Raw genomic sequence first — 19,232 nt, forward strand, 5'->3', positions numbered from 1 at the left:
CCCCGCCGGACCACCGGCCGCGCGCCGACACCGGCGACGAAGAACCGTCACCCCGGCCGGGCCCGACGGTGGATCATCGGCTCGATCGCCATCGTCGTCAGCTTCGTGGTCTTCCTGGTGCCGTTCGTCTTCGTCCTGCTGCAGGCCGCGAAGAACCCGGCCGAGGCGAACCAGCTCGGCTTCAGCCTGCCGACCGAGTGGCAGCTCTGGCAGAACCTGCAGGCCGTGTTCGGATCCGGCGACGGCGTGATCGTCCGCGCGTTCCTGAACAGCGCGGTCCTGACCGTGGGCAGCGTGATCGTGATGGTCGTGTTCTCCGCGATGGTCGGGTACGTGCTGCAGCGTCGTCCGAGCAAGTGGAACGGCGTGATCAACTTCTTCGTCCTGGCGGGCCTCATCGTCCCGCCCGCGATCGTCCCGACGATCTGGGTGCTGCAGGGACTCAACCTGTTCAAGACCATGGGCGGGATGATCCTCATCGAGGCGACCTTCGGCCTGTCGTTCTGCATCCTGCTCTTCCGCGCGTTCGTGGCGACGATCCCGAAGGAGCTCGACGAGGCAGCCGTCCTCGACGGTGCCGGACCGATCCGCCTGTTCTTCGGCGTCGTGCTGCCGCTGCTCAAGCCGGTCATCATCACGGTCGTGCTCGTGCAGTCCGTCACGGTGTTCAACGACTTCACGAACCCGCTGTACTTCCTGCCGGGGTCCGAGAACGCCACGGTGCAGCAGACGCTCTACTCGTTCCAGAGCCAGTCGGTCAGCCAGCTCAACCTGCTGTTCACCGACGTCCTGCTCATCACGATCCCGCCGCTGATCCTCTACATCTTCTTCAACCGCCAGATCGTCGCCGGCATGACCAGCGGCGCCGTCAAGGGCTGACGCCCGACCCCCGGCCTGGAGGCGCGACCCGCCTCCGCCGCACCGCCCACCCGGGCGGGCGGCCGGGCCCACGACCCCGCTCCGGTCGACGACGACCGGTCGCGTGAAAGGACACACCCCATGACCGCCTGGACCGCACCGTTCATCACGAGCGACGCCGACCTCGGGAGCGCACCGATCCTGCGCCGTGAGTTCACCCTCGACGACGGCCACGGCGCCGTCACGAGCGCGACCCTCGACGTCAGCGCCCTCGGCGTCGTCGAGGCGTGGCTCGGTGGCGAACGCGTCTCCGACCACCTGCTCGAACCGGGGTGGACGAGCTACGAGTGGCGCATCCGCGTCGTCTCGCACGACGTCACGGCGCACCTGGCCGAGACGGCCGCGGGCAGCGCCGCCGTGCTCGCCCTCGTGCTCGGCAAGGGCTGGGCCGCCGGTCGGCTCGCCTGGGGCGGTGGCGGCGGCTGGTACGCCGACGAGCCCGCCGGGTTCGCCGAGCTCCGCATCACGTTCGCCGACGGCCACGAACAGCTCGTCGCCACCGACACGGACTGGCAGGCCCTGTCCAGCGCGATCACCGCCGACCAGCTGTACGACGGCGAGGACATCGACGCACGGCTCCGCGACGGCTCCTTCCTGACGCCCGGCGAGGTCACCACGCCGAGCATCGACGGCCACGAGGGACGCACCAGCGCCGTGCGCACCGTCGACATCGGCGAACGCGAACTCGTCGCCGACACCGTGCCGCCGGTCCGGCCCCTCGCCGAGATCGCCCCCGTCGAGGTCTGGACGAGCCCGTCCGGCGCGACGCTGATCGACTTCGGCGTGAACCTGGTCGGCTGGCTCCGTGTGACCGCCAGCGGACCGGCCGGCACCGTCCTGACCCTCAAGCACGCCGAGGTGCTCGAACACGATGAGCTCGGCACCCGCCCGCTGCGCACCGCGAAGGCGACGGACCACTTCACCCTGAGCGGCAGCGGCGCGGACGGTTCCGGCACCCCGGACGTGTTCGAGCCCCGCTTCACCTTCCACGGCTTCCGGTACGCCCAGGTCGACGGGTGGACCGGCACGCTCGACGAACTCCGCGCGGCCGTCACCGCGGTGCAGGTCGGCTCCGACCTGACCCGGACGGGCACGTTCGAGTCCAGCCACGAGCTGCTCAACACGTTCCACGACAACGTCGTCCGGGGCATGCAGGGCAACTTCCTGAGCGTCCCGACGGACTGCCCGCAGCGCGACGAGCGCCTCGGTTGGACGGGCGACATCGCGGCGTTCGCGCCGACGGCGTCCTACCTGTTCGACACCCGCGCGTTCCTGGGCGACTGGCTCCGCGACGTGTGGCTCGAGCAGCAGCACGCCGACGGGGTCATCCCGTTCGTGGTGCCGGACGTGCTCAAGTACTCCCCCGCCGAGGACTTCGGCACCCCCGATGCCACCGCCATCTGGTCGGACGCCGGCGTGTGGGTGCCGTGGACCCTGTACCAGGCGTACGGCGACACCGCGGTGCTCGAGGAGCAGCTCGACTCGATGACGGCGCACCTCCGCCGCATCGAGGGCCACCTGTCACCGGAGGGCCTGTGGGACACCGTCTTCCAGTTCGGCGACTGGCTCGACCCGGACGCCCCGCCGGAGGACGCCGCCAAGGCGAAGGCCGACCCCGGCGTCGTCGCGACGGCGTGCGCGTACCGCAGCGCCACCCTGGTGGCGCAGGCGGCGCGGTTGACGGGCCACGAAGCGGAAGCGACGGAAGCCGAGGAGCTGGCCACGGGCCTCCAGGCCGCGTTCCGTCAGCACTACGTGACCGACGGCCGCATCCGGAGCGACTGCACCACCGTCTACGCGCTCGCGATCGTGTTCGGCATCCTCGACGAGGACGACGAGCGCCGTGCGGGCGACCGCCTGGCGGAGCTCGCCGAGCAGTCCGGGTACCGGATCTCGACTGGCTTCGCGGGCACGCCGTTCATCACCGACGCACTGACGCAGACCGGCCACCTCGACGACGCGTACCGGCTGCTGCTGCAGACGGAGTGCCCGTCGTGGCTGTACCCGGTGACGATGGGGGCGACGACGGTCTGGGAGCGTTGGGACTCGATGCTGCCGGACGGCACCATCAACCCGGGTGAGATGACCTCGTTCAACCACTACGCACTCGGTGCCGTGGCGGACTGGATGCACCGGGTGGTCGGCGGCTTGTCGGCGCTCGAACCGGGGTACGCCTCCGTGCTCATCGCGCCCCAGCCGGGCGGCGGTCTGACGTGGGCGTCGACGTCGCTCGACTCCGTGCACGGGCACATCGCGGTGCGGTGGGAGCTCGTCGACGGCGAGCTGCTCGTCCGTGCACAGGTGCCCGAGGGGGTCACCGCGGTGGTGCGCTTGCCGGGTGCTGCGGAGCAGCGGCTCGGAGGCGGCTCGCACGAGCTGCGCGCGCCGGCTGCGGTGCCGGCGGCGTAGCGCGGGGAGCGGACGGTGGGCTGGTCACGGTGGGCGCGCGGGACGCCTGACGGCGCTCGCCCGGTGTCGCGCCCCCGGGTGGTCTTCGCACCCCGACTCCCCGGGGCGCGAAGGCCGCAACGGGGCGCGCAGCCCGCCCGCGCCCCGCGCCCCGCGCTCGCCCCGCGCCCGTCCCGCGCCCGTCCCGCATCGCGCCCCCGTGCGCGCATCGCGCCCCGACTCTCCGGGGCGCGAAGACCGCAACGGGGCGCGCGACGCAGCACCACCCCACCCGGTTGCGGCAGCCCGCCGCTACCAGTACTGTATGAAACGATTCAATCGCACACGAGGAAGTGACACGATGACATCGACCCCGACCTTCGCCGGCATCGCCGACCAGCTCGCACGACAGCAGATCGAGCTGCCCAGCTGGGCCTTCGGCAACTCCGGCACCCGCTTCAAGGTGTTCAGCACGCCCGGCACCCCGCGCGACCCGTACGAGAAGATCGCCGACGCTGCCCAGGTGCACCGGTACACCGGCCTCGCGCCGACCGTGGCGCTGCACATCCCGTGGGATCTCGTCGACGACTTCAGCGACCTCAAGCGGCACGCCGAAGAGCACGGCGTCGCGCTCGGGACGATCAACTCGAACACGTTCCAGGACGACGACTACAAGTTCGGTGCCCTCACCCACACTGACGCGAGCATCCGGCAGAAGGCGATCGACCACCACCTGCGCTGCATCGACGTGATGGACGCCACCGGCAGCCGCGACCTGAAGATCTGGCTCGCCGAGGGGTCGAACTACCCCGGCCAGGCCGACATGCGCGAGCGCCAGGACCGCCTGCACGAGTCGCTCAGCACGATCTACGACCGCCTCGGAGCCGACCAGCGCCTGGTCCTCGAGTACAAGTTCTTCGAGCCGTCGTTCTACCACACCGACGTGCCGGACTGGGGGACGAGCTACGTGCAGACGGCGGCACTCGGCGACAAGGCGATGGTCTGCCTCGACACCGGCCACCACGCCCCCGGCACGAACATCGAGTTCATCGTGATGCAGCTCCTGCGCCTCGGCAAGCTCGGCAGCTTCGACTTCAACTCCCGCTTCTACGCCGACGACGACCTGATCGTGGGCGCAGCGGACCCGTTCCAGCTGTTCCGCATCCTGGTCGAGGTCATCCGCGGCGGCGGCTACGACAACCACGACGTCGCGTTCATGCTCGACCAGTGCCACAACATCGAGGACAAGATCCCCGGTCAGATCCGCTCGGTGCTGAACGTGCAGGAGATGACGGCCCGGGCGCTGCTCCTCGACCGCGTGGCACTGACGGCAGCACAGGAGGCGCACGACGTCCTCGGCGCGAACGAGGTCTTCATGGACGCGTACCAGACCGACGTCCGGGCAGACCTCGCCGCGTGGCGCGAATCCCGCGGCCTGCCGGCGAACCCGATGCGCGCGTACCTGGACTCCGGGTACCAGCAGTCGATCGCCGAGGACCGCGTCGGCGGCGTCCAGGCCGGTTGGGGCGCGTAGACAGATGACGATCAACGACCTGGAGGCACGGGTGGACCCCGCAACGCACGGCACCGACGCGGACACGACGATCAGTGCCCTCATCGCACGTTCCAACGCGCTCGGCTCGGATCCGCGGATCACGAACTACGCCGGCGGGAACACCTCGGCGAAGGGCACCGCGACCGACCCGGTCACGGGCGAGCCGGTGGAGCTGCTCTGGGTGAAGGGCTCCGGGGGCGACCTCGGCACCCTCACCCCGGCAGGCCTCGCGGTCCTGCGCGTCGACCGCGTCCGTGCGCTCCGGGGCGTCTACCCGGGGGTGGAGCGTGAAGACGAGATGGTGGCAGCGTTCGACTACACGCTGCACGGCAAGGGCGGTGCCGCGCCGTCGATCGACACGGCGATGCACGCCCTGGTCGACGCCGCGCACGTCGACCACCTCCACCCGGACGCCGGCATCGCCATCGCGACGGCGGCGGACGGACCAGCCCTGACGTCGACGATCTTCGGCGACAGGGTGGTGTGGGTGCCGTGGCGCCGACCCGGGTTCCAGCTCGGGCTCGACATCGCCGCGATCAAGCGGGACAACCCCCAGGCGATCGGCACGGTCCTCGGCGGCCACGGCATCACGGCGTGGGGCGACACCAGTGACGAAGCCGAGGCGAACTCGCGCTGGATCATCGACACCGCCGAGCAGTACATCGCCGAGCACGGCGCCGGCCAGCCGTTCGGTGCGGTCCGACCGGGCTTCGAAGCACTGCCGACCGACGATCGCCACGCTCGTGCAGCGGCGCTCGCACCGACGGTCCGCGGCATCGCCGGGCACGACAAGCCCGTGGTGGGTCACTTCACCGACAGTGACGTCGTGCTCGACTTCCTGGCGAGTGCACGCGCCGAGGAGCTCGCCGCGCTCGGCACGAGCTGCCCGGACCACTTCCTGCGCACCAAGGTGAAGCCGCTCATCCTCGACCTGCCCGCCACCACGAGCGTCGACGAGCAGACTGCCCGCCTGCACGAACTCCACGAGCAGTACCGCGCGGACTACCAGGCCTACTACGACCGCCACGCGACCCCGGACTCCCCCGCGATCCGCGGCGCCGACCCGCTCATCGTCCTGGTACCCGGTGTCGGGATGTTCTCGTACGGCAAGGACGCCCAGACCGCCCGCGTCGCCGGGGAGTTCTACGTCAACGCGATCAACGTCATGCGCGGCGCCGAGTCGCTGAGCACCTACGCCCCGATCGACGAGGCCGAGAAGTTCCGAATCGAGTACTGGGCCCTCGAAGAGGCGAAGCTCCAGCGGATGCCGGCACCCAAGAAGCTCGCCACCCGCATCGCCCTGGTCACCGGAGCCGCGAGCGGCATCGGCAAGGCGATCGCGAAGCGCCTGGCGGCCGAGGGCGCCGCGGTCGTCATCGCCGACCTCGACGTCGACAAGGCCGCCGCCGCGGCAGCCGAGATCGGCGGCCCGGACCAGGCCATCGGCGTCGCGGCGAACGTGACGAGCGCGGCGGACATCGAGCAGGCGATCCAGCAGACCCTCCTACACTTCGGCGGCCTCGACCTGGTCGTCAACAACGCCGGACTGTCGCTCAGCAAGAGCCTGCTCGAGACCACCGAACAAGACTGGGACCTGCAGCACGACGTCATGGCGAAGGGGTCGTTCCTGGTGTCCAAGGCAGCGGCGAAGGTCCTCATCGAGCAGGGCCTCGGCGGCGACATCGTCTACATCTCGTCGAAGAACTCGGTGTTCGCCGGGCCGAACAACATCGCGTACTCGGCGACCAAGGCCGACCAGGCACACCAGGTCCGGTTGTTGGCGGCGGAGCTCGGTGAGCACGGCGTCCGCGTCAACGGGATCAACCCCGACGGCGTCGTCCGTGGCTCGGGGATCTTCGCGAGCGGCTGGGGAGCGAACCGCGCGAAGACCTACGGCATCGAGGAGCAGGACCTCGGCGCGTTCTACGCCCAGCGCACGATCCTCAAGCGCGAGGTCGTGCCGGAGAACGTCGCCAACGCCGTCTACGCCATCTGCACCGACGACTTCTCGCACACGACCGGGTTGCACGTGCCCGTCGACGCTGGCGTCGCCGCGGCGTTCCTCCGCTGATGTCCGACAAGAGGTAGTCACATGTCCACCACCGGCACCGTCGCCGCCGTCGACCTCGGGGCCACCAGCGGCCGGGTGATCCTCGGGCACGTCGACGCCGACGGCGTGCGGATGGAGCACGTCGCCCGGTTTCCGAACGGCCCCGTGACCCTGCACGAGCACGACCACGAGGCCCTGCACTGGGACGTCGTCGAGCTCCACCGACAGGTGACCGACGGCCTCCGTCAGGCGTTCGCCACGCACCCGGCGATCGTCAGCATCGGCATCGACTCGTGGGCGGTCGACTACGGTCTGCTGCGCGACGGCCGGCTGCTCGGGCTGCCGTACCACTACCGCGACGAGCGGCACGAGGGCGGCGTCGACCGTGTGCACCGACGGATGGACGCCGCCGAGCTGTACGCCCGGAACGGTCTGCAGCACCTGCCCTTCAACACGGTGTTCCAGTTCGCCGCCGACCCGTCGCTGCAGCTCGCGCAGCGAGCACTGCTCGTCCCCGACCTGCTCGGCTACTGGCTCACCGGTGTCGAGGCGGCCGAGCGCACGAACGCCTCGACGACCGGGGTCCTGAACGCGACGACCCGTGGATGGGACCCGGCGTTGCGGGCTGCTGCGGGCCTCCCGGCCGGCTTCCTGCCCACCCTGCGCGACCCGGGCGACCGACTCGGCCCCCTGCTGCCGTCCGTCGCCGACGCCGTCGGCGGGAAGGCACCCGTCACGCTCGTCGGCTCGCACGACACGGCCTCCGCCGTCGTCGCGGTCCCCGGGACCGACCCGGACTTCGCGTACATCTCGTCCGGCACCTGGTCGCTCGTCGGCGTCGAGCTCGACGCACCCGTCCTGTCGGACGCGGCGCGCGACGCGAACTGCACCAACGAGGGCGGGGTCGACGGCCGCGTCCGGTTCCTGAAGAACGTGTCCGGCCTGTGGTTGCTGTCCGAGAGCGTCCGCACCTGGGAGCGTGACGGCGCTCCGCTCGACCTGGAGGCCCTGCTCGCCTCCGCCGCGGCCGTCACGGCCCCGGTCCCCGTCTTCGACCCCGCCGACGAGTCGTTCACGGCACCTGGCGACATGCCCGCGCGCATCGCCGCCTGGTGCGGCGACCACGGGCTGAGCGCGCCCGCGTCGCGGGCCGAGTTCGTGCGCTCGATCCTCGAGTCGCTGGCCGCCGCGTACGCGGAGACACTCGCGACGATCAGCACCATCACGGGCAAAGACGTCCGACAGGTGCACATCGTCGGCGGCGGATCGCAGAACCGGCTGCTCTGCCAGCTGACGGCCGACCGCACCGGGCTGCCCGTCCTGGCCGGGCCCGTCGAGGCGACGGCGCTCGGCAACATCCTGGTGCAGGCGCGGGCCGCTCGCCTCGGCGGGCTGGACGGCGCCTCGCTCGAGGGCCTCCGCGCGACCGTCGCTCGCACCGTCGAGCCCGTCCGGTACACCCCTCGGGCCTCCCACACCTCCCCACAATCCACTCCGAGACGTAGGATGTCTGTATGACCTCGATCGACGACCAGCACCGAGTCGACCCCGCAACCGGGGCTCCGGCAGCAACCCCAGGGGCACCGTCGACCCGGCGGACACCGATCAAGCGGCAACTGCCGACGGTGCACGACCTCGCGCCGCTCATGCAGTTCAAGAAGCCCTCGCTGCCGGGTCGGCGACAGCGTCTCGAGTCGGCGCTGACGATCTGGGACCTGCGCGACATCGCCGCCCGCCGCACACCGAAGGCCGCGTTCGACTACACCGAGGGCGCCGCCGAGGCCGAGATCTCACTCGCGCGCGCCCGCCAGGCGTTCGAGGACATCGAGTTCACGCCCGCGATCCTGCGCGACGCGTCGTCCGTGGACACCTCGCGCTCGGTGTTGGGTGCGCCGGTCGCGTACCCGTTCGGCATCGCCCCCACCGGGTTCACGCGCATGATGCAGACCGAGGGCGAGCGTGCCGGCGCCCGGGCAGCCGGACGCGCGGGCATCCCGTTCTCACTCTCCACCATGGGCACCACGGCCATCGAGGACGTCCGCGATGCCAACCCGAACGGCCGCAACTGGTTCCAGCTGTACATGTGGAAGGACCGCGAGAAGTCGATGGCGCTGGTCTCCCGCGCCGAGAAGGCCGGGTTCGACACGCTGCTCGTCACCGTGGACGTGCCCGTCGCCGGGGCGCGCCTGCGGGACAAGCGCAACGGCTTCTCGATCCCGCCGCAGCTCAGCGCCCGGACCGTGCTGAACGCCATCCCGCGGCCGTGGTGGTGGTTCGACTTCCTGACCACCGAGCCCCTGGCGTTCGCGTCGCTCGACCGGTGGTCCGGCACCGTCGGGGAGCTCCTCGACCACATGTTCGACCCCACCGTCACCTACGAGGACCTCGCCTGGATCCGCGACCAGTGGAAGGGCAAGGTCGTCGTGAAGGGCGTGCAGTCCCTGGCCGACGCCCGTCGCCTGGCGGAGATGGGCGTCGACGGGATCACGCTGTCGAACCACGGCGGACGCCAGCTCGACCGGGCACCCGTGCCGTTCCACCTGCTGCCCTCCGTGGTGAAGGAGGTCGGCATGGACACCGAGGTGCACCTCGACACCGGCATCATGTCCGGCGCGGACATCGTCGCCGCCGTGGCGCTCGGTGCGAAGTTCACGATGGTCGGCCGGGCGTACCTGTACGGACTGATGGCGGGCGGTGAGGCCGGCGTCGACCGGATGATCCAGATCCTGTCGGAGCAGATAGAGCGCACGATGCGGCTGCTCGGCGTCACCTCGCTCGACGAGCTCGAGCCCGGGCACGTGACGCAGCTGCAGCGGTTGCAGCCGGTGCCGCGCGGCTGAGGTTGCGGGCCGGCCCGAGACTCGGGGTGGGCGACGGTTCCCGCGGCTTCGGCCGCGAGCCCGGTCGCTCACCCCGAGTCTCGTGTGCCCGCCATTGACCGCGCGTTCGAGTGCCGATTCGGGCGATTACCCCCGAACGGGGCACAAATGATGCAAGATGTCCGTGGACGCGTCACCGAACCCCTCGGCATCCTGCCCCCTGGCGCGCCCGTCCCCTCCCCGCATCCTGCGCCCGAGCACCACGAGGAGCCCGACATCTCGACCCGAAGCACGTGCACGCCCATGCGCGGCACGACCCCCGCGACCACCACGCCCATCACCTCCACCACCGAACGGCACACCCGATGAGCCGCCGTCGCGCGATCCTGGCGGCAGCGACCGCCGGTTGCCTGGCACTCGGAGTCCCCACCGCCTCCGCCGCCTCCGCCGACAGCTGGTGGGGCTGGGGCGGACACCGCCACGGGCAGCACGCCCCGGTGACCCCCACCCCGACCCCGTCGGACACTGCGACCCCGGCCCCGTCGGACGACGAGGAGTCGGACGCGACGTCGACGCCGACGCCCGCGCCGACCGCCGAGGCCGCACCGATCGAGGACACCACCCCGACCGAAGCCGCGGAGCCGGAAGCCGAGGCCTCGGCCGAACCGCAGGACGAGGTCGCCGACACCTCCGCTGCGCCGGCCGCCTCGTTCGTCGAGGACTTCACCACCGACGCCGTCACCGGCCTCGTCTCGCGGCTCTACCCGCAGTCGTGGCAGCCCTACCCCGACGGCACCTCCGGCATCTACGCGCCGAGCAAGACCGTCTCGGTGCACGACGGTGTGATGGACGTCGCCCTCGGCACCGGAGCGGGGGCGGCCGGCACGTTCGGCTCCTCCGCCGGAGCCTGGGACCACGTCGGCGGCTCGTTCTCCGTCCGCGCCAAGGCGACCGGTGGCGACGGCAACGGCGCGGCGTTCATGCTGTGGCCGACGTCGGGCACCTGGTCCGACGGCGAGATCGACTTCCCCGAGGGCAACTTCGAGGACAGTCCCTCGGCCTTCCACCACTCGATGACCCCGGGCAAGGAAGCCGACCGCGTGCAGATCGGCACCGGCGTCTCGTGGCGCGACTGGCACACCTACACGGTGGACTGGGTGCCCGGCGAGTCGGTCACCTACAGCGTCGACGGCAAGGTGCTCGACACGATCACCCACGACGTGCCGACGACCCCGCACCGCTTCATGTTCCAGGTCGGCAACTGGGGCGACCAGGGCAACCTGCTCATCGACTGGGTCTCCACCACGGAGTGAGCGTTCGGCCCGCAGAGTGAGCAGAAGACGTCGGGTTCCCACCAGGGACCCGACGTCTTCTGCTCACTGGATGACCGTGCCGCGCTGGGTCGCCAGCAGGTGGTCGATGTTCCGCAGTGCCCGTCGGGTCTCCCAGACGGAGTACGCGAAGAGGCCGACGAACAGCACCAGGATCGCCCACCAGAACGGACTGACCGTCAGGGCTGCCCAGACCGAGAACGCCGCGAAGACAACGACCATGATCGGCACGATGACCCGGTTGTTGCGGTACCGCTTGCGGGTCGACTCGAGCTCGCGGGTCCACACGACGTGGTCCACGTCGTCCGGCAGTTCCCCGGTGCGGACCGCTCGCTGGATCGCGGCAGCACCCTTGGTTCCGCCTGCCTGACGGCGACGGATCGCGATCATGATGCCGAACCCCGCGGTCGCGATCGTTGCGTACGCGATGGCTCCGATCGCTCGCTCGACGGGCTCGAACTCACCGGGGCCGGTGAGGAGGCCCATCGCGAACCACACCGACCACAGCACCACGAACAGCAGGGGCAGCAGCGCCGGCAGCGGTAGTCGTCGGAAGCGATCCACGGTGTCCCCTCGTCATGTTCGAGTCGTCCTCGGTTCTTCCACGATGCCGACGGTATCCGGGAGTCCGCTGGGTACTCGGGCTGCTACTGGCCGCTGCGCTCCCGCCGGCGGACCACGAGCGTGCCGACGCCCTGCACGACGAAGAACAGCCCGCTCGCGATGACCAGCACCGCTGTCAGGAGCCCGGCAACCGTCGCACCGTCGAACACGAGGGGCGCGACGCCCACGGCGACGAAGATCCCGCCCATCACGATGACCACGACCGGGTTCGGGGCGATGAAGAACCGGCGGCCACCGTTCGCCTCGGCGACGGCATGGTCGCGAGCCTGCGGGACGGCGTCCGGCGACCGACCCGCGATCCGGTCTGCACGGCGCCGCAGCGCTCGGAGGACGAGCCACACGACGAGGCCGATCACGATGCCACCGAGGAGCGCGGCCCACTCGGCCAGGCCGAGGAAACCGAGGACGACCCGCGCGAGGAAGCCGGCCACGATGCCGATGACCATCGCCGTGGTGGTCCGGTCGGTTCGACCGTCGACGCCCGTCACGTAGCCGGGACGGCGGGCGTAGGGATCGTGCTCGTCGGCGGGTCTCTCGTCGACTCGTTCGGTTGCCATGGGTCGAACCTACCGATCGCCGGACGGCTCGTGACCAATGCCTAGGGTGGGCGGGTGATGGACGACGGGCGCGCACGGGCAGCACTGGCGGAGGTCGCGGCGGCCGGGTGGGGCGACGCCGAGCCGCTCGTCGAACCCGGCGGCTCGGCCTCCCCGCGGCACGCTGCCGTCCTGATGCTCTTCGGCGCGCTCGACCGCACCCCCAGCGACCGCCCTGCCGTCGCCGCCGACGTGCCCCGCGACCTCGACGTCCTGTTGCTCGCTCGCGCCACGACACTGCGCGCACACCCGGGCGAGGTCGCGTTCCCCGGAGGACGGCTCGAACCCGGAGACGCGGACGCCACCGCCGCTGCGCTCCGCGAATCGCGCGAGGAGACCGGCCTCGACCCGTCCGGCGTCGAGGTGCTCGGGACCCTGCCCGCCGTACCGCTCGCGTTCTCGAACCACCTGGTCCGCCCGGTCCTCGCGTGGTGGCGGGAACCGTCGCCGATCCGGGTCGTCGACGAGCGCGAGTCGGCCGCGGTCTTCCGGGTCCCCGTGGCGGACCTCCTCGACCCGGCGAACCGCGGGGTGACCGTGATCCGCCGGGGCGGTCAGGAGTGGCGCGGACCGGGCTTCACCGTGGACGACCACGGCGGCCACCTGGTGTGGGGGTTCACCGCGATGCTGCTGGATGCGCTGTTCGACCGGCTCGGGTGGACCGAGGACTGGGACCGGACGCGGGAGCTTCCCCTCGACCGTCGGCACTGACGACAGCAGGGTCGACCAGCGGGAACGACAGCGGATCAGCACGGACGGCGTCCACCGCGTGGGCGACGGCCCCGATGACGACGACGTCGCCACCGAGCGTGGACGCCACCAGGTCGGGCACGGGGTCGAAGTGCCAGCCGTCGAGCAGCGCACGGGCCCGGTCGATGACGGCGACCGCAGGCTGGGCGATCGCACCGGCGACCACCACGCGGTCGATGTCGAGCAGGCTGGCGAGCAGGACGCAGACGCGGGCGAGCCGATCGCCGAGCCGGTCGACGATCGTCAGCGCCAGGGCGTCGCCGTCCTGCGCCGCTCGGAACACGGCGGAGGCGCCGGCGTCCACCGCGAGCGGGCTGCCCGGCTGGACCTCGCCCGCGGCGACGGCCTCGGCGACCAACGTCCGCGCCGTCGCGCCGATGCCGTCCGACGACCCCACGCCCTGGACGATGTCGAGCACGCGCATCTCCCCCGCGCCGCCGTGGGCACCGCGGAGCAGCACACCGTCGACCACGAGGCCGCTGCCGAACCGCTCGCCGGAGAGCAGTGCGGCGAACGAGGCGTCCCCCGAGGACGGCCGCTCGGCGAGCGCGGCGAGGTTCGCGTCGTTCTCGACCACGACGCGGCCGTGCGGGACGGCGTCGGCGAAACCCGGGTTCATCCGGTCCCAGAAGCCGCCGTCGCCCGGCGACGCCCCACCGGCGTCGACCGGCGCGGGGATGCCGACGACGGTGACCAGGACGCGGGAGCGGTCGGCTCCGGCCGCGGCGAGCGCGTCGTCCACGGTGTCGGCGAGGACCGCGAGCCGGACGGGGACCTCGAGTCCCGATTCACCGAGCGCCCCCTCGGCGCGACCGAGCACGGTGCCGCGCAGGTCGGCGACGATGGCGGTGACCCGGTGCTGTCCGGCGTCCACGCCGACGACGACGCCGGCGGCGGTGTCGAGTTCGTAGCGGCGGGCCGGCCGGCCGATCCGGTACTCCCCGGCGGCACGGGCGTCGTCGAGCTCGAGGAGCCAGCCGAGCCGGACGAGTTCCTCGCACGCGGCCAGCACGGTCGAGCGGGTCAGACCGGTGGCGTCGATGGCCTCGGTCGCGGTGAAGGCGCCAGCGTCGAAGGCGTGCACGAGCAGTGTCTCGGCGCTCGTTCGACGGGGTGGCGGCATGCCGTGACCTTATCGCGCAACGAGTTCCTTGCGTAATTAGATTTTGTCGCTAGATTTAGTCCCGCGGTCGGCATCGGAGCCGATCGCAGGACGGAACGGCAAGGCTGCCGGGTCCGGACGGACGGAGACGACGTGCAACCACACGCCACGACCAGGACGGCGGCATCGGTGAGCCGGCGCTCGTTCCTGCTCGGAGCCGGCGGCATCGCCAGCGGGCTCGCGCTCGCCGGGTGCGCCCCGATCGGGTCCTCGAGCGCCAAGCCGGAGACCATCACGTTCTACGTCTCGAAGCCCGAGGTCATCGGGTACTTCGACGGCGTCATCGCGCAGTTCCACGACAGCCAGTCGAAGGTGCGGGTCGTCCGCGACTCGACCTCGAGCATGTCCGCGAACTTCGTCCGGAACCGGCCGCCGGACCTCGGCTGCTGGAACTACAACTTCTCGGTCGTGCCGTTCGTCGAGCACGGAGCCCTGACGGACCTCTCCGACCTGCCACAGGCCGACACGATCAACCCGGACCTGTGGCCGCTCATGCAGCAGACCGCCGACTACCCGGGTCGCAAGAGCGCCCTGCCGTACTCGGTGACCGCCGCCTCGGTGATCTACAACAAGGCACTGTTCGCCGAGCAGGGACTCGAGGTGCCCACGACCTGGAGCGAGTTCGCCGATCTCTGCGAGCGCCTGCAGCGGGCTGGCATCGCCCCGATCTACGGGACGTTCAAGGACAATTGGACGATCGCGCAGGGCATGTTCGACTACACGGTCGGTGGTGCGATCGACACCCCGAAGACGTTCGCGGCACTCCGCGACGAAGGAACCAAGGTCGGCAAGGACTCGTCGGTGTCGTTCGAGAAGGATCTCCGGACGCCGATGGAACGCATGACCCAGCTGCGCGCGTGGCATCAGGACGGCGCCGCCAGCCGCGGGTACGGCGACGGCAACCTCGCGTTCGCACAGGGCAAGGCCGCGATGTACCTGCAGGGGCCGTGGGCGCTCGGCGAGATCGCCAAGACGAACAAGGACATGGACCTCGGCACCTTCCCGCTGCCCGTCACCGACGACGCCGCGGACAACAAGGTGCGGGTGAACGTCGACCTGGCGCTCTGGATCCCGGAGGCGTCCCGCAAGCAGGAGGCCGCCCGCGAGTTCCTGACGTTCCTGATGCAGTCGAAGGTCAATGACGAGTACAACGCCGACAACAACGGCTTCGGTGTCCGGAAGGACGCTCCCCCGGCGTCGAACCCGGCGCTGACCGGCATGCAGTCGTACTACGACGACGCCGCCTTCTACCTCGGTGCGTCGCAGCTCATCCCCGCCGAGATCCCGGTCGCGAACTACGCGCAGTCGATCGCCTTCGGCGGCGACCCGCAGCGCCAGCTCCGCACCCTCGACGCCGACTGGGCGCGTCTCGCGCTCCGCACGGCCGCGTAAGGAGACGTCCCATGGCAACCACGACCACCGAAGCCATCACGACGGCGGACCGCCGCCGACGGGGCGGAGCCGCCCCGGGCCTCCAGTCCGTCACCCACAAGCGGAAGCGGATCGAACCGCTCTTCCTCGCCTTCCTACTCCCCACCCTGCTGCTCTTCACGCTCGCCATCACGCTGCCGGCCGTGATGGGCATCGTGCTCAGCTTCACGAACTCCGTCGGCTTCGGTGAGTTCCGCTTCATCGGACTCACGAACTACGTCGCGGTGTTCTCCGACCCCGCGATCCTGCAGGCGTACCTGTTCACCCTCGGGTTCTCGCTCGTCACCGTGATCGTCGTCAACGCGGTCGCGTTCCTGCTCGCCATCGCCCTGACCTCGAAGGTCCGCGGCAAGATCGCCCTCCGCGCGGTGTTCGTGCTGCCGATGGTGATCTCGGGCATCGTCATCGCGTACGTGTTCTCGTTCCTGTTCGCGAACAGCCTGCCGGCCCTGGCCAGTGCGATCGGCTTCGGTCCGCTCGAGCAGAGCATCCTGGCGAACCCCGACCTGGCGTGGGTCGCCATCGTGATCGTCACCGCGTGGCAGGCGATCCCGTCGACGCTCCTCATCTACATCGCCGGGGTGCTGTCCATCCCCGGCGAGGTCTACGAGGCGGCGGCCCTCGACGGCGCGAGCGCGTGGCGTCAGCTGATCTCGATCACCGCGCCGCTGACGGCCGGCTACATCCTGATCAACCTGGTGATCGGGTTCAAGAACTTCCTGAACTCGTACGACATCATCGTCGGCCTGACCGACGGTGGCCCCGGCACCTCGACCACGAGCGTCGCGATGTCGATCTTCAAGGGCTTCAACGGCGGCGACTACGCCTACCAGATGGCCAACGCCACGATCTTCTTCATCATCGCGGTCGTCATCGCCGTGATCCAGCTGCGGGCGACCCGCGGGAAGGCAGCGCTCTGATGACCATCCAGACACCCCTCCGTCCGGGGACGACGAAGACGGGCAGCATCAGATCGGTCGACGCCGACCGGACCGCCGGCCGCCGCGGCGGCAACGCCAACTGGCCCGTCACCGTCGTCCTCGTGCTCTGCGCGCTCTCGATCCTGGTGCCGCTGTACGTCACGCTGACGATGGCGTTCAAGACGACGAGCCAGGCGGTCGACGGCAACGCGTTCTCGCTGCCCGCGCCCTTCAGCGTCGACGGCTTCGTGCAGGCGTGGGAGCTCACCGACTTCCCGCGAGCGTTCGGCGTCTCGGTGCTCGTCGCCGCGATCACCGTCGTCGGCACGATCCTGCTCGCCTCGTTCACGGCGTTCGCGATCGCCCGGAACTGGGACCGTCGGTTGTTCCGCTGGTCGTTCTTCTACCTGCTCGCCGCCATGTTCCTGCCGTTCCCGGTGCTCGCGCTGTCGCAGGTGAAGCTCACCGGCCTCGCGCACCTGGACAACCCGTTCGGCGTCGCGTTGCTGCACGTCATGTTCCAGCTGTCGTTCAGCGTGCTGCTCTTCACCGCGTTCCTGCGGTCGATCCCTGCCGAGCTCGAGGAGAGCGCCCGCATCGACGGCGCGAGCACCGGTCAGGTGTTCTGGCGGCTCGTGTTCCCGCTGCTGGCACCGATGAGCGCCACCGTCGGCATCTTCGCGTTCCTGGCGTCGTGGAACGACTTCGTGATGCCGTCGCTGATCACCTCGGACCCGGCGTTGCAGACCCTGCCGGTGCTGCAGCAGATGTTCCAGACCCAGTTCAGCAACAACTACAACGTCTCGTTCGCCTCGTACCTGATGGCGATGGCCCCGGCGATCATCGTCTACCTCGTCACCCAGCGATGGGTGATGGCCGGTGTGACCCAGGGCGCCATCAAGTGACCGGAACAACGACCTCGACCGAAGGAAGAACCCAGATGACCGACGTGCTCGACCCCGCCGTCAGCGCCAGCCCGACCTCGACCGACGAGACCTGGTGGCGCCAGGCGAGCGTCTACCAGATCTACCCGCGCTCCTTCGCGGACGCGAACGGCGACGGCATCGGCGACCTGCCCGGCATCACCGAACGCGTGCCGTACCTGGCGTCGCTCGGTGTCGAGGCCGTCTGGCTCAGCCCGTTCTACCCGTCCGCCCTCGCCGACGGCGGCTACGACGTCGACGACTACCGCGACGTCGACCCGAAGCTCGGCACGCTCGACGACTTCGACCGGATGGTCGAGGCGCTGCACGCCGCCGGCATCCGGGTGATCGTCGACGTGGTGCCGAACCACACGAGCGACCGGCACGAGTGGTTCCGCGAGGCGCTCGCCGCCCCGAAGGGCTCCCCGGCGCGCGACCGCTACGTCTTCCGCGACGGCACCGGGCCGTCCGGCGAACAGGCTCCGGCCGACTGGATCTCGATCTTCGGCGGCCCGGCGTGGACCGCGGTCGGCGACGGCCAGTGGTACCTGCACTCCTTCGCCAAGGAGCAGCCCGACCTCAACTGGGCGAACCGCGAGGTCCGCGACGACTTCCTGCACACCCTGCGCTTCTGGTCGGACCGCGGCGTCGACGGCTTCCGCATCGACGTCGCCCACGGGCTCGCGAAGGACCTGCCGTCCGGGGCCCTGCCGACCTGGGCGGAGCTCGCAGAGATCCCGAAGGACGGCTCGCACCCGCTGTGGGACCGCGACGACGTGCACGAGATCTACGCCGAGTGGCGGACCGTGTTCAACGAGTACACCCCGGCACGTACCGCGGTCGCCGAGGCCTGGGTCGCCGCCGACCGCCGCGCCCGGTACGCCAGCGCCGACGGTCTGGGGCAGGCGTTCAACTTCGACCTGCTCGAGGCCGACTTCGACGCCGGGTCGTTCAAGGAGATCATCGAGTTCAACCTCGGTCTGGCCGAGCAGTCCGGCTCGTCGACCACGTGGGTGTTCTCGAACCACGACGTCGTGCGGCACGCGACCCGCTACGCGCTGCCGGCGCGGAACGGCTCCCCCGACAAGCAGGGCGCCGCGTGGCTGCTCGCCGGCGGTTCGCAGGACGCCCTCGACCGCTCGCTGGGGCTGCGCCGAGCGCAGGCCGCGACCCTGCTCGAGCTCGCGCTGCCCGGCTCCGCCTACCTGTACCAGGGCGAGGAGCTCGGTCTGCACGAGGTCGGCGACATCCCCGAGGCCGACCGCCAGGACCCCGCGTTCTTCCGGAACCCGGGCGTCGACGTCGGCCGCGACGGCTGCCGTGTCCCGATCCCGTGGACCCGGTCCGGGCCGTCGTTCGGCTTCGGCTCCGGGACCGCGCACCTGCCCCAACCGGCGTGGTTCGCGGACGCCAGCGTCGAGGCCGAGGACACCGACCCCGACTCGACCCTGAACCTGTACCGGAAGGCCCTCGGGCTGCGCGGGCAGCTGCAGTCCGAGGAGCACCTGGAGTGGCTCGAGACCGGCCGCGACGACGTGCTCGCGTTCCGACGCCCGAACGGGTGGACGAGCGTGACGGTGTTCGGTGACGAGCCCTACGAACTCCCCGCCGGCGAGCTGCTGCTCGCCTCGGCACCGGTGGCAGACGGTGCCCTCACGGGCGTGGGGACGGCCTGGTTGCGTTCCTGACGCAGGGTGCGCGTCGTGGACGCGACCAGGTGGCGGACGGGAGGCGCGGTGCGGGCAGGCACCGTGCCTCCCGTCCG

The 19,232-nt window shown here is 70.8% G+C and carries 15 protein-coding genes; 12 read left to right on the plus strand and 3 right to left on the minus strand.

Annotated features, from left to right (window positions below):
- Window positions 1–72 precede the first annotated feature (72 nt).
- The 7 genes from ABH929_RS07860 (at window position 73) to ABH929_RS07890 (ending at window position 11,043) form a co-directional block, all read left to right on the plus strand.
- Window positions 73–879: a carbohydrate ABC transporter permease gene (locus tag ABH929_RS07860; protein WP_263092226.1), complete on the plus strand. Its 807-nt coding sequence runs from the start codon at window positions 73–75 to the stop codon at window positions 877–879.
- A gap of 120 nt (window positions 880–999) precedes the next feature.
- The gene (locus ABH929_RS07865) at window positions 1,000–3,327 is read left to right on the plus strand and encodes a family 78 glycoside hydrolase catalytic domain (protein WP_404560760.1); all 2,328 of its coding nucleotides are present in this window, start codon (window positions 1,000–1,002) and stop codon (window positions 3,325–3,327) included.
- Window positions 3,328–3,667: 340 nt separating this feature from the next.
- A complete protein-coding gene (gene rhaI, locus ABH929_RS07870; protein WP_205462892.1) occupies window positions 3,668–4,840 on the plus strand; it encodes an L-rhamnose isomerase in 1,173 nt (390 codons plus the stop codon).
- 4 nt (window positions 4,841–4,844) lie between these two features.
- Window positions 4,845–6,932, plus strand: coding sequence for a bifunctional aldolase/short-chain dehydrogenase (locus ABH929_RS07875; protein ID WP_404560762.1), 2,088 nt, complete (start codon window positions 4,845–4,847; stop codon window positions 6,930–6,932).
- A gap of 21 nt (window positions 6,933–6,953) precedes the next feature.
- Window positions 6,954–8,429 (plus strand): rhamnulokinase family protein, encoded by a 1,476-nt coding sequence (locus ABH929_RS07880; protein WP_404560763.1) that lies wholly within the window; start codon window positions 6,954–6,956, stop codon window positions 8,427–8,429.
- 128 nt (window positions 8,430–8,557) lie between these two features.
- A complete protein-coding gene (locus tag ABH929_RS07885; protein ID WP_404560885.1) occupies window positions 8,558–9,751 on the plus strand; it encodes an alpha-hydroxy-acid oxidizing protein in 1,194 nt (397 codons plus the stop codon).
- 344 nt (window positions 9,752–10,095) lie between these two features.
- Window positions 10,096–11,043, plus strand: a complete 948-nt coding sequence (locus tag ABH929_RS07890; protein ID WP_404560764.1) for a family 16 glycosylhydrolase — start codon at window positions 10,096–10,098, stop codon at window positions 11,041–11,043.
- 63 nt (window positions 11,044–11,106) lie between these two features.
- On the opposite strand, the gene ABH929_RS07895 is transcribed toward ABH929_RS07890, so the two are convergent.
- On the minus strand, window positions 11,107–11,625 hold the full coding sequence (locus ABH929_RS07895) for a hypothetical protein (RefSeq protein ID WP_404560765.1): 519 nt from the start codon (window positions 11,623–11,625) through the stop codon (window positions 11,107–11,109).
- Window positions 11,626–11,708: 83 nt separating this feature from the next.
- Window positions 11,709–12,242: a hypothetical protein gene (locus ABH929_RS07900; RefSeq protein WP_404560766.1), complete on the minus strand. Its 534-nt coding sequence runs from the start codon at window positions 12,240–12,242 to the stop codon at window positions 11,709–11,711.
- A gap of 57 nt (window positions 12,243–12,299) precedes the next feature.
- On the opposite strand from ABH929_RS07900, the gene ABH929_RS07905 reads away from it, so the two are divergent.
- A complete protein-coding gene (locus tag ABH929_RS07905) occupies window positions 12,300–12,992 on the plus strand; it encodes an NUDIX hydrolase (RefSeq protein ID WP_404560767.1) in 693 nt (230 codons plus the stop codon).
- Here ABH929_RS07905 and ABH929_RS07910 read toward each other — a convergent pair.
- Entirely contained in the window at window positions 12,898–14,154 is a 1,257-nt protein-coding gene (locus tag ABH929_RS07910; protein ID WP_404560768.1) for an ROK family protein, read from the minus strand. The two genes, ABH929_RS07905 and ABH929_RS07910, sit on opposite strands and share 95 nt — an antisense overlap.
- A 132-nt stretch (window positions 14,155–14,286) precedes the next feature.
- Here ABH929_RS07910 and ABH929_RS07915 point away from each other — a divergent pair, with 132 nt between their 5' ends.
- From ABH929_RS07915 to ABH929_RS07930, 4 genes are read left to right on the plus strand one after another with little or no spacing between them, the layout of a single operon-like run.
- The gene (locus ABH929_RS07915; protein ID WP_404560769.1) at window positions 14,287–15,585 is read left to right on the plus strand and encodes an ABC transporter substrate-binding protein; all 1,299 of its coding nucleotides are present in this window, start codon (window positions 14,287–14,289) and stop codon (window positions 15,583–15,585) included.
- An 11-nt stretch (window positions 15,586–15,596) separates the two neighbouring features.
- Complete coding sequence (locus tag ABH929_RS07920) at window positions 15,597–16,544, plus strand: carbohydrate ABC transporter permease (protein ID WP_404560771.1); 948 nt, start codon at window positions 15,597–15,599, stop codon at window positions 16,542–16,544.
- Complete coding sequence (locus ABH929_RS07925; protein ID WP_404560772.1) at window positions 16,544–17,449, plus strand: carbohydrate ABC transporter permease; 906 nt, start codon at window positions 16,544–16,546, stop codon at window positions 17,447–17,449. Before ABH929_RS07920 ends, ABH929_RS07925 begins: the two co-directional genes overlap by 1 nt.
- A gap of 35 nt (window positions 17,450–17,484) precedes the next feature.
- Complete coding sequence (locus tag ABH929_RS07930) at window positions 17,485–19,155, plus strand: glycoside hydrolase family 13 protein (protein ID WP_404560773.1); 1,671 nt, start codon at window positions 17,485–17,487, stop codon at window positions 19,153–19,155.
- The last annotated feature ends 77 nt before the right edge of the window (window positions 19,156–19,232 follow it).

The organism is Curtobacterium sp. AB7, assembly GCF_044909335.1.
Classification (GTDB): domain Bacteria; phylum Actinomycetota; class Actinomycetes; order Actinomycetales; family Microbacteriaceae; genus Curtobacterium.

Bases quoted from the DNA above. Each gene is read 5' to 3' on its own strand.
- ABH929_RS07865 (WP_404560760.1), top strand. From the start codon at position 1,000: ATGACCGCCTGGACCGCACCGTTCATCACGAGCGACGCCGACCTCGGG.
- rhaI (WP_205462892.1), top strand. From the start codon at position 3,668: ATGACATCGACCCCGACCTTCGCCGGCATCGCCGACCAGCTCGCACGA.
- ABH929_RS07875 (WP_404560762.1), top strand. From the start codon at position 4,845: ATGACGATCAACGACCTGGAGGCACGGGTGGACCCCGCAACGCACGGC.
- ABH929_RS07880 (WP_404560763.1), top strand. From the start codon at position 6,954: ATGTCCACCACCGGCACCGTCGCCGCCGTCGACCTCGGGGCCACCAGC.
- ABH929_RS07885 (WP_404560885.1), top strand. From the start codon at position 8,558: ATGCAGTTCAAGAAGCCCTCGCTGCCGGGTCGGCGACAGCGTCTCGAG.
- ABH929_RS07890 (WP_404560764.1), top strand. From the start codon at position 10,096: ATGAGCCGCCGTCGCGCGATCCTGGCGGCAGCGACCGCCGGTTGCCTG.
- ABH929_RS07900 (WP_404560766.1), bottom strand. From the start codon at position 12,242: ATGGCAACCGAACGAGTCGACGAGAGACCCGCCGACGAGCACGATCCC.
- ABH929_RS07905 (WP_404560767.1), top strand. From the start codon at position 12,300: ATGGACGACGGGCGCGCACGGGCAGCACTGGCGGAGGTCGCGGCGGCC.
- ABH929_RS07910 (WP_404560768.1), bottom strand. From the start codon at position 14,154: ATGCCGCCACCCCGTCGAACGAGCGCCGAGACACTGCTCGTGCACGCC.
- ABH929_RS07920 (WP_404560771.1), top strand. From the start codon at position 15,597: ATGGCAACCACGACCACCGAAGCCATCACGACGGCGGACCGCCGCCGA.
- ABH929_RS07925 (WP_404560772.1), top strand. From the start codon at position 16,544: ATGACCATCCAGACACCCCTCCGTCCGGGGACGACGAAGACGGGCAGC.
- ABH929_RS07930 (WP_404560773.1), top strand. From the start codon at position 17,485: ATGACCGACGTGCTCGACCCCGCCGTCAGCGCCAGCCCGACCTCGACC.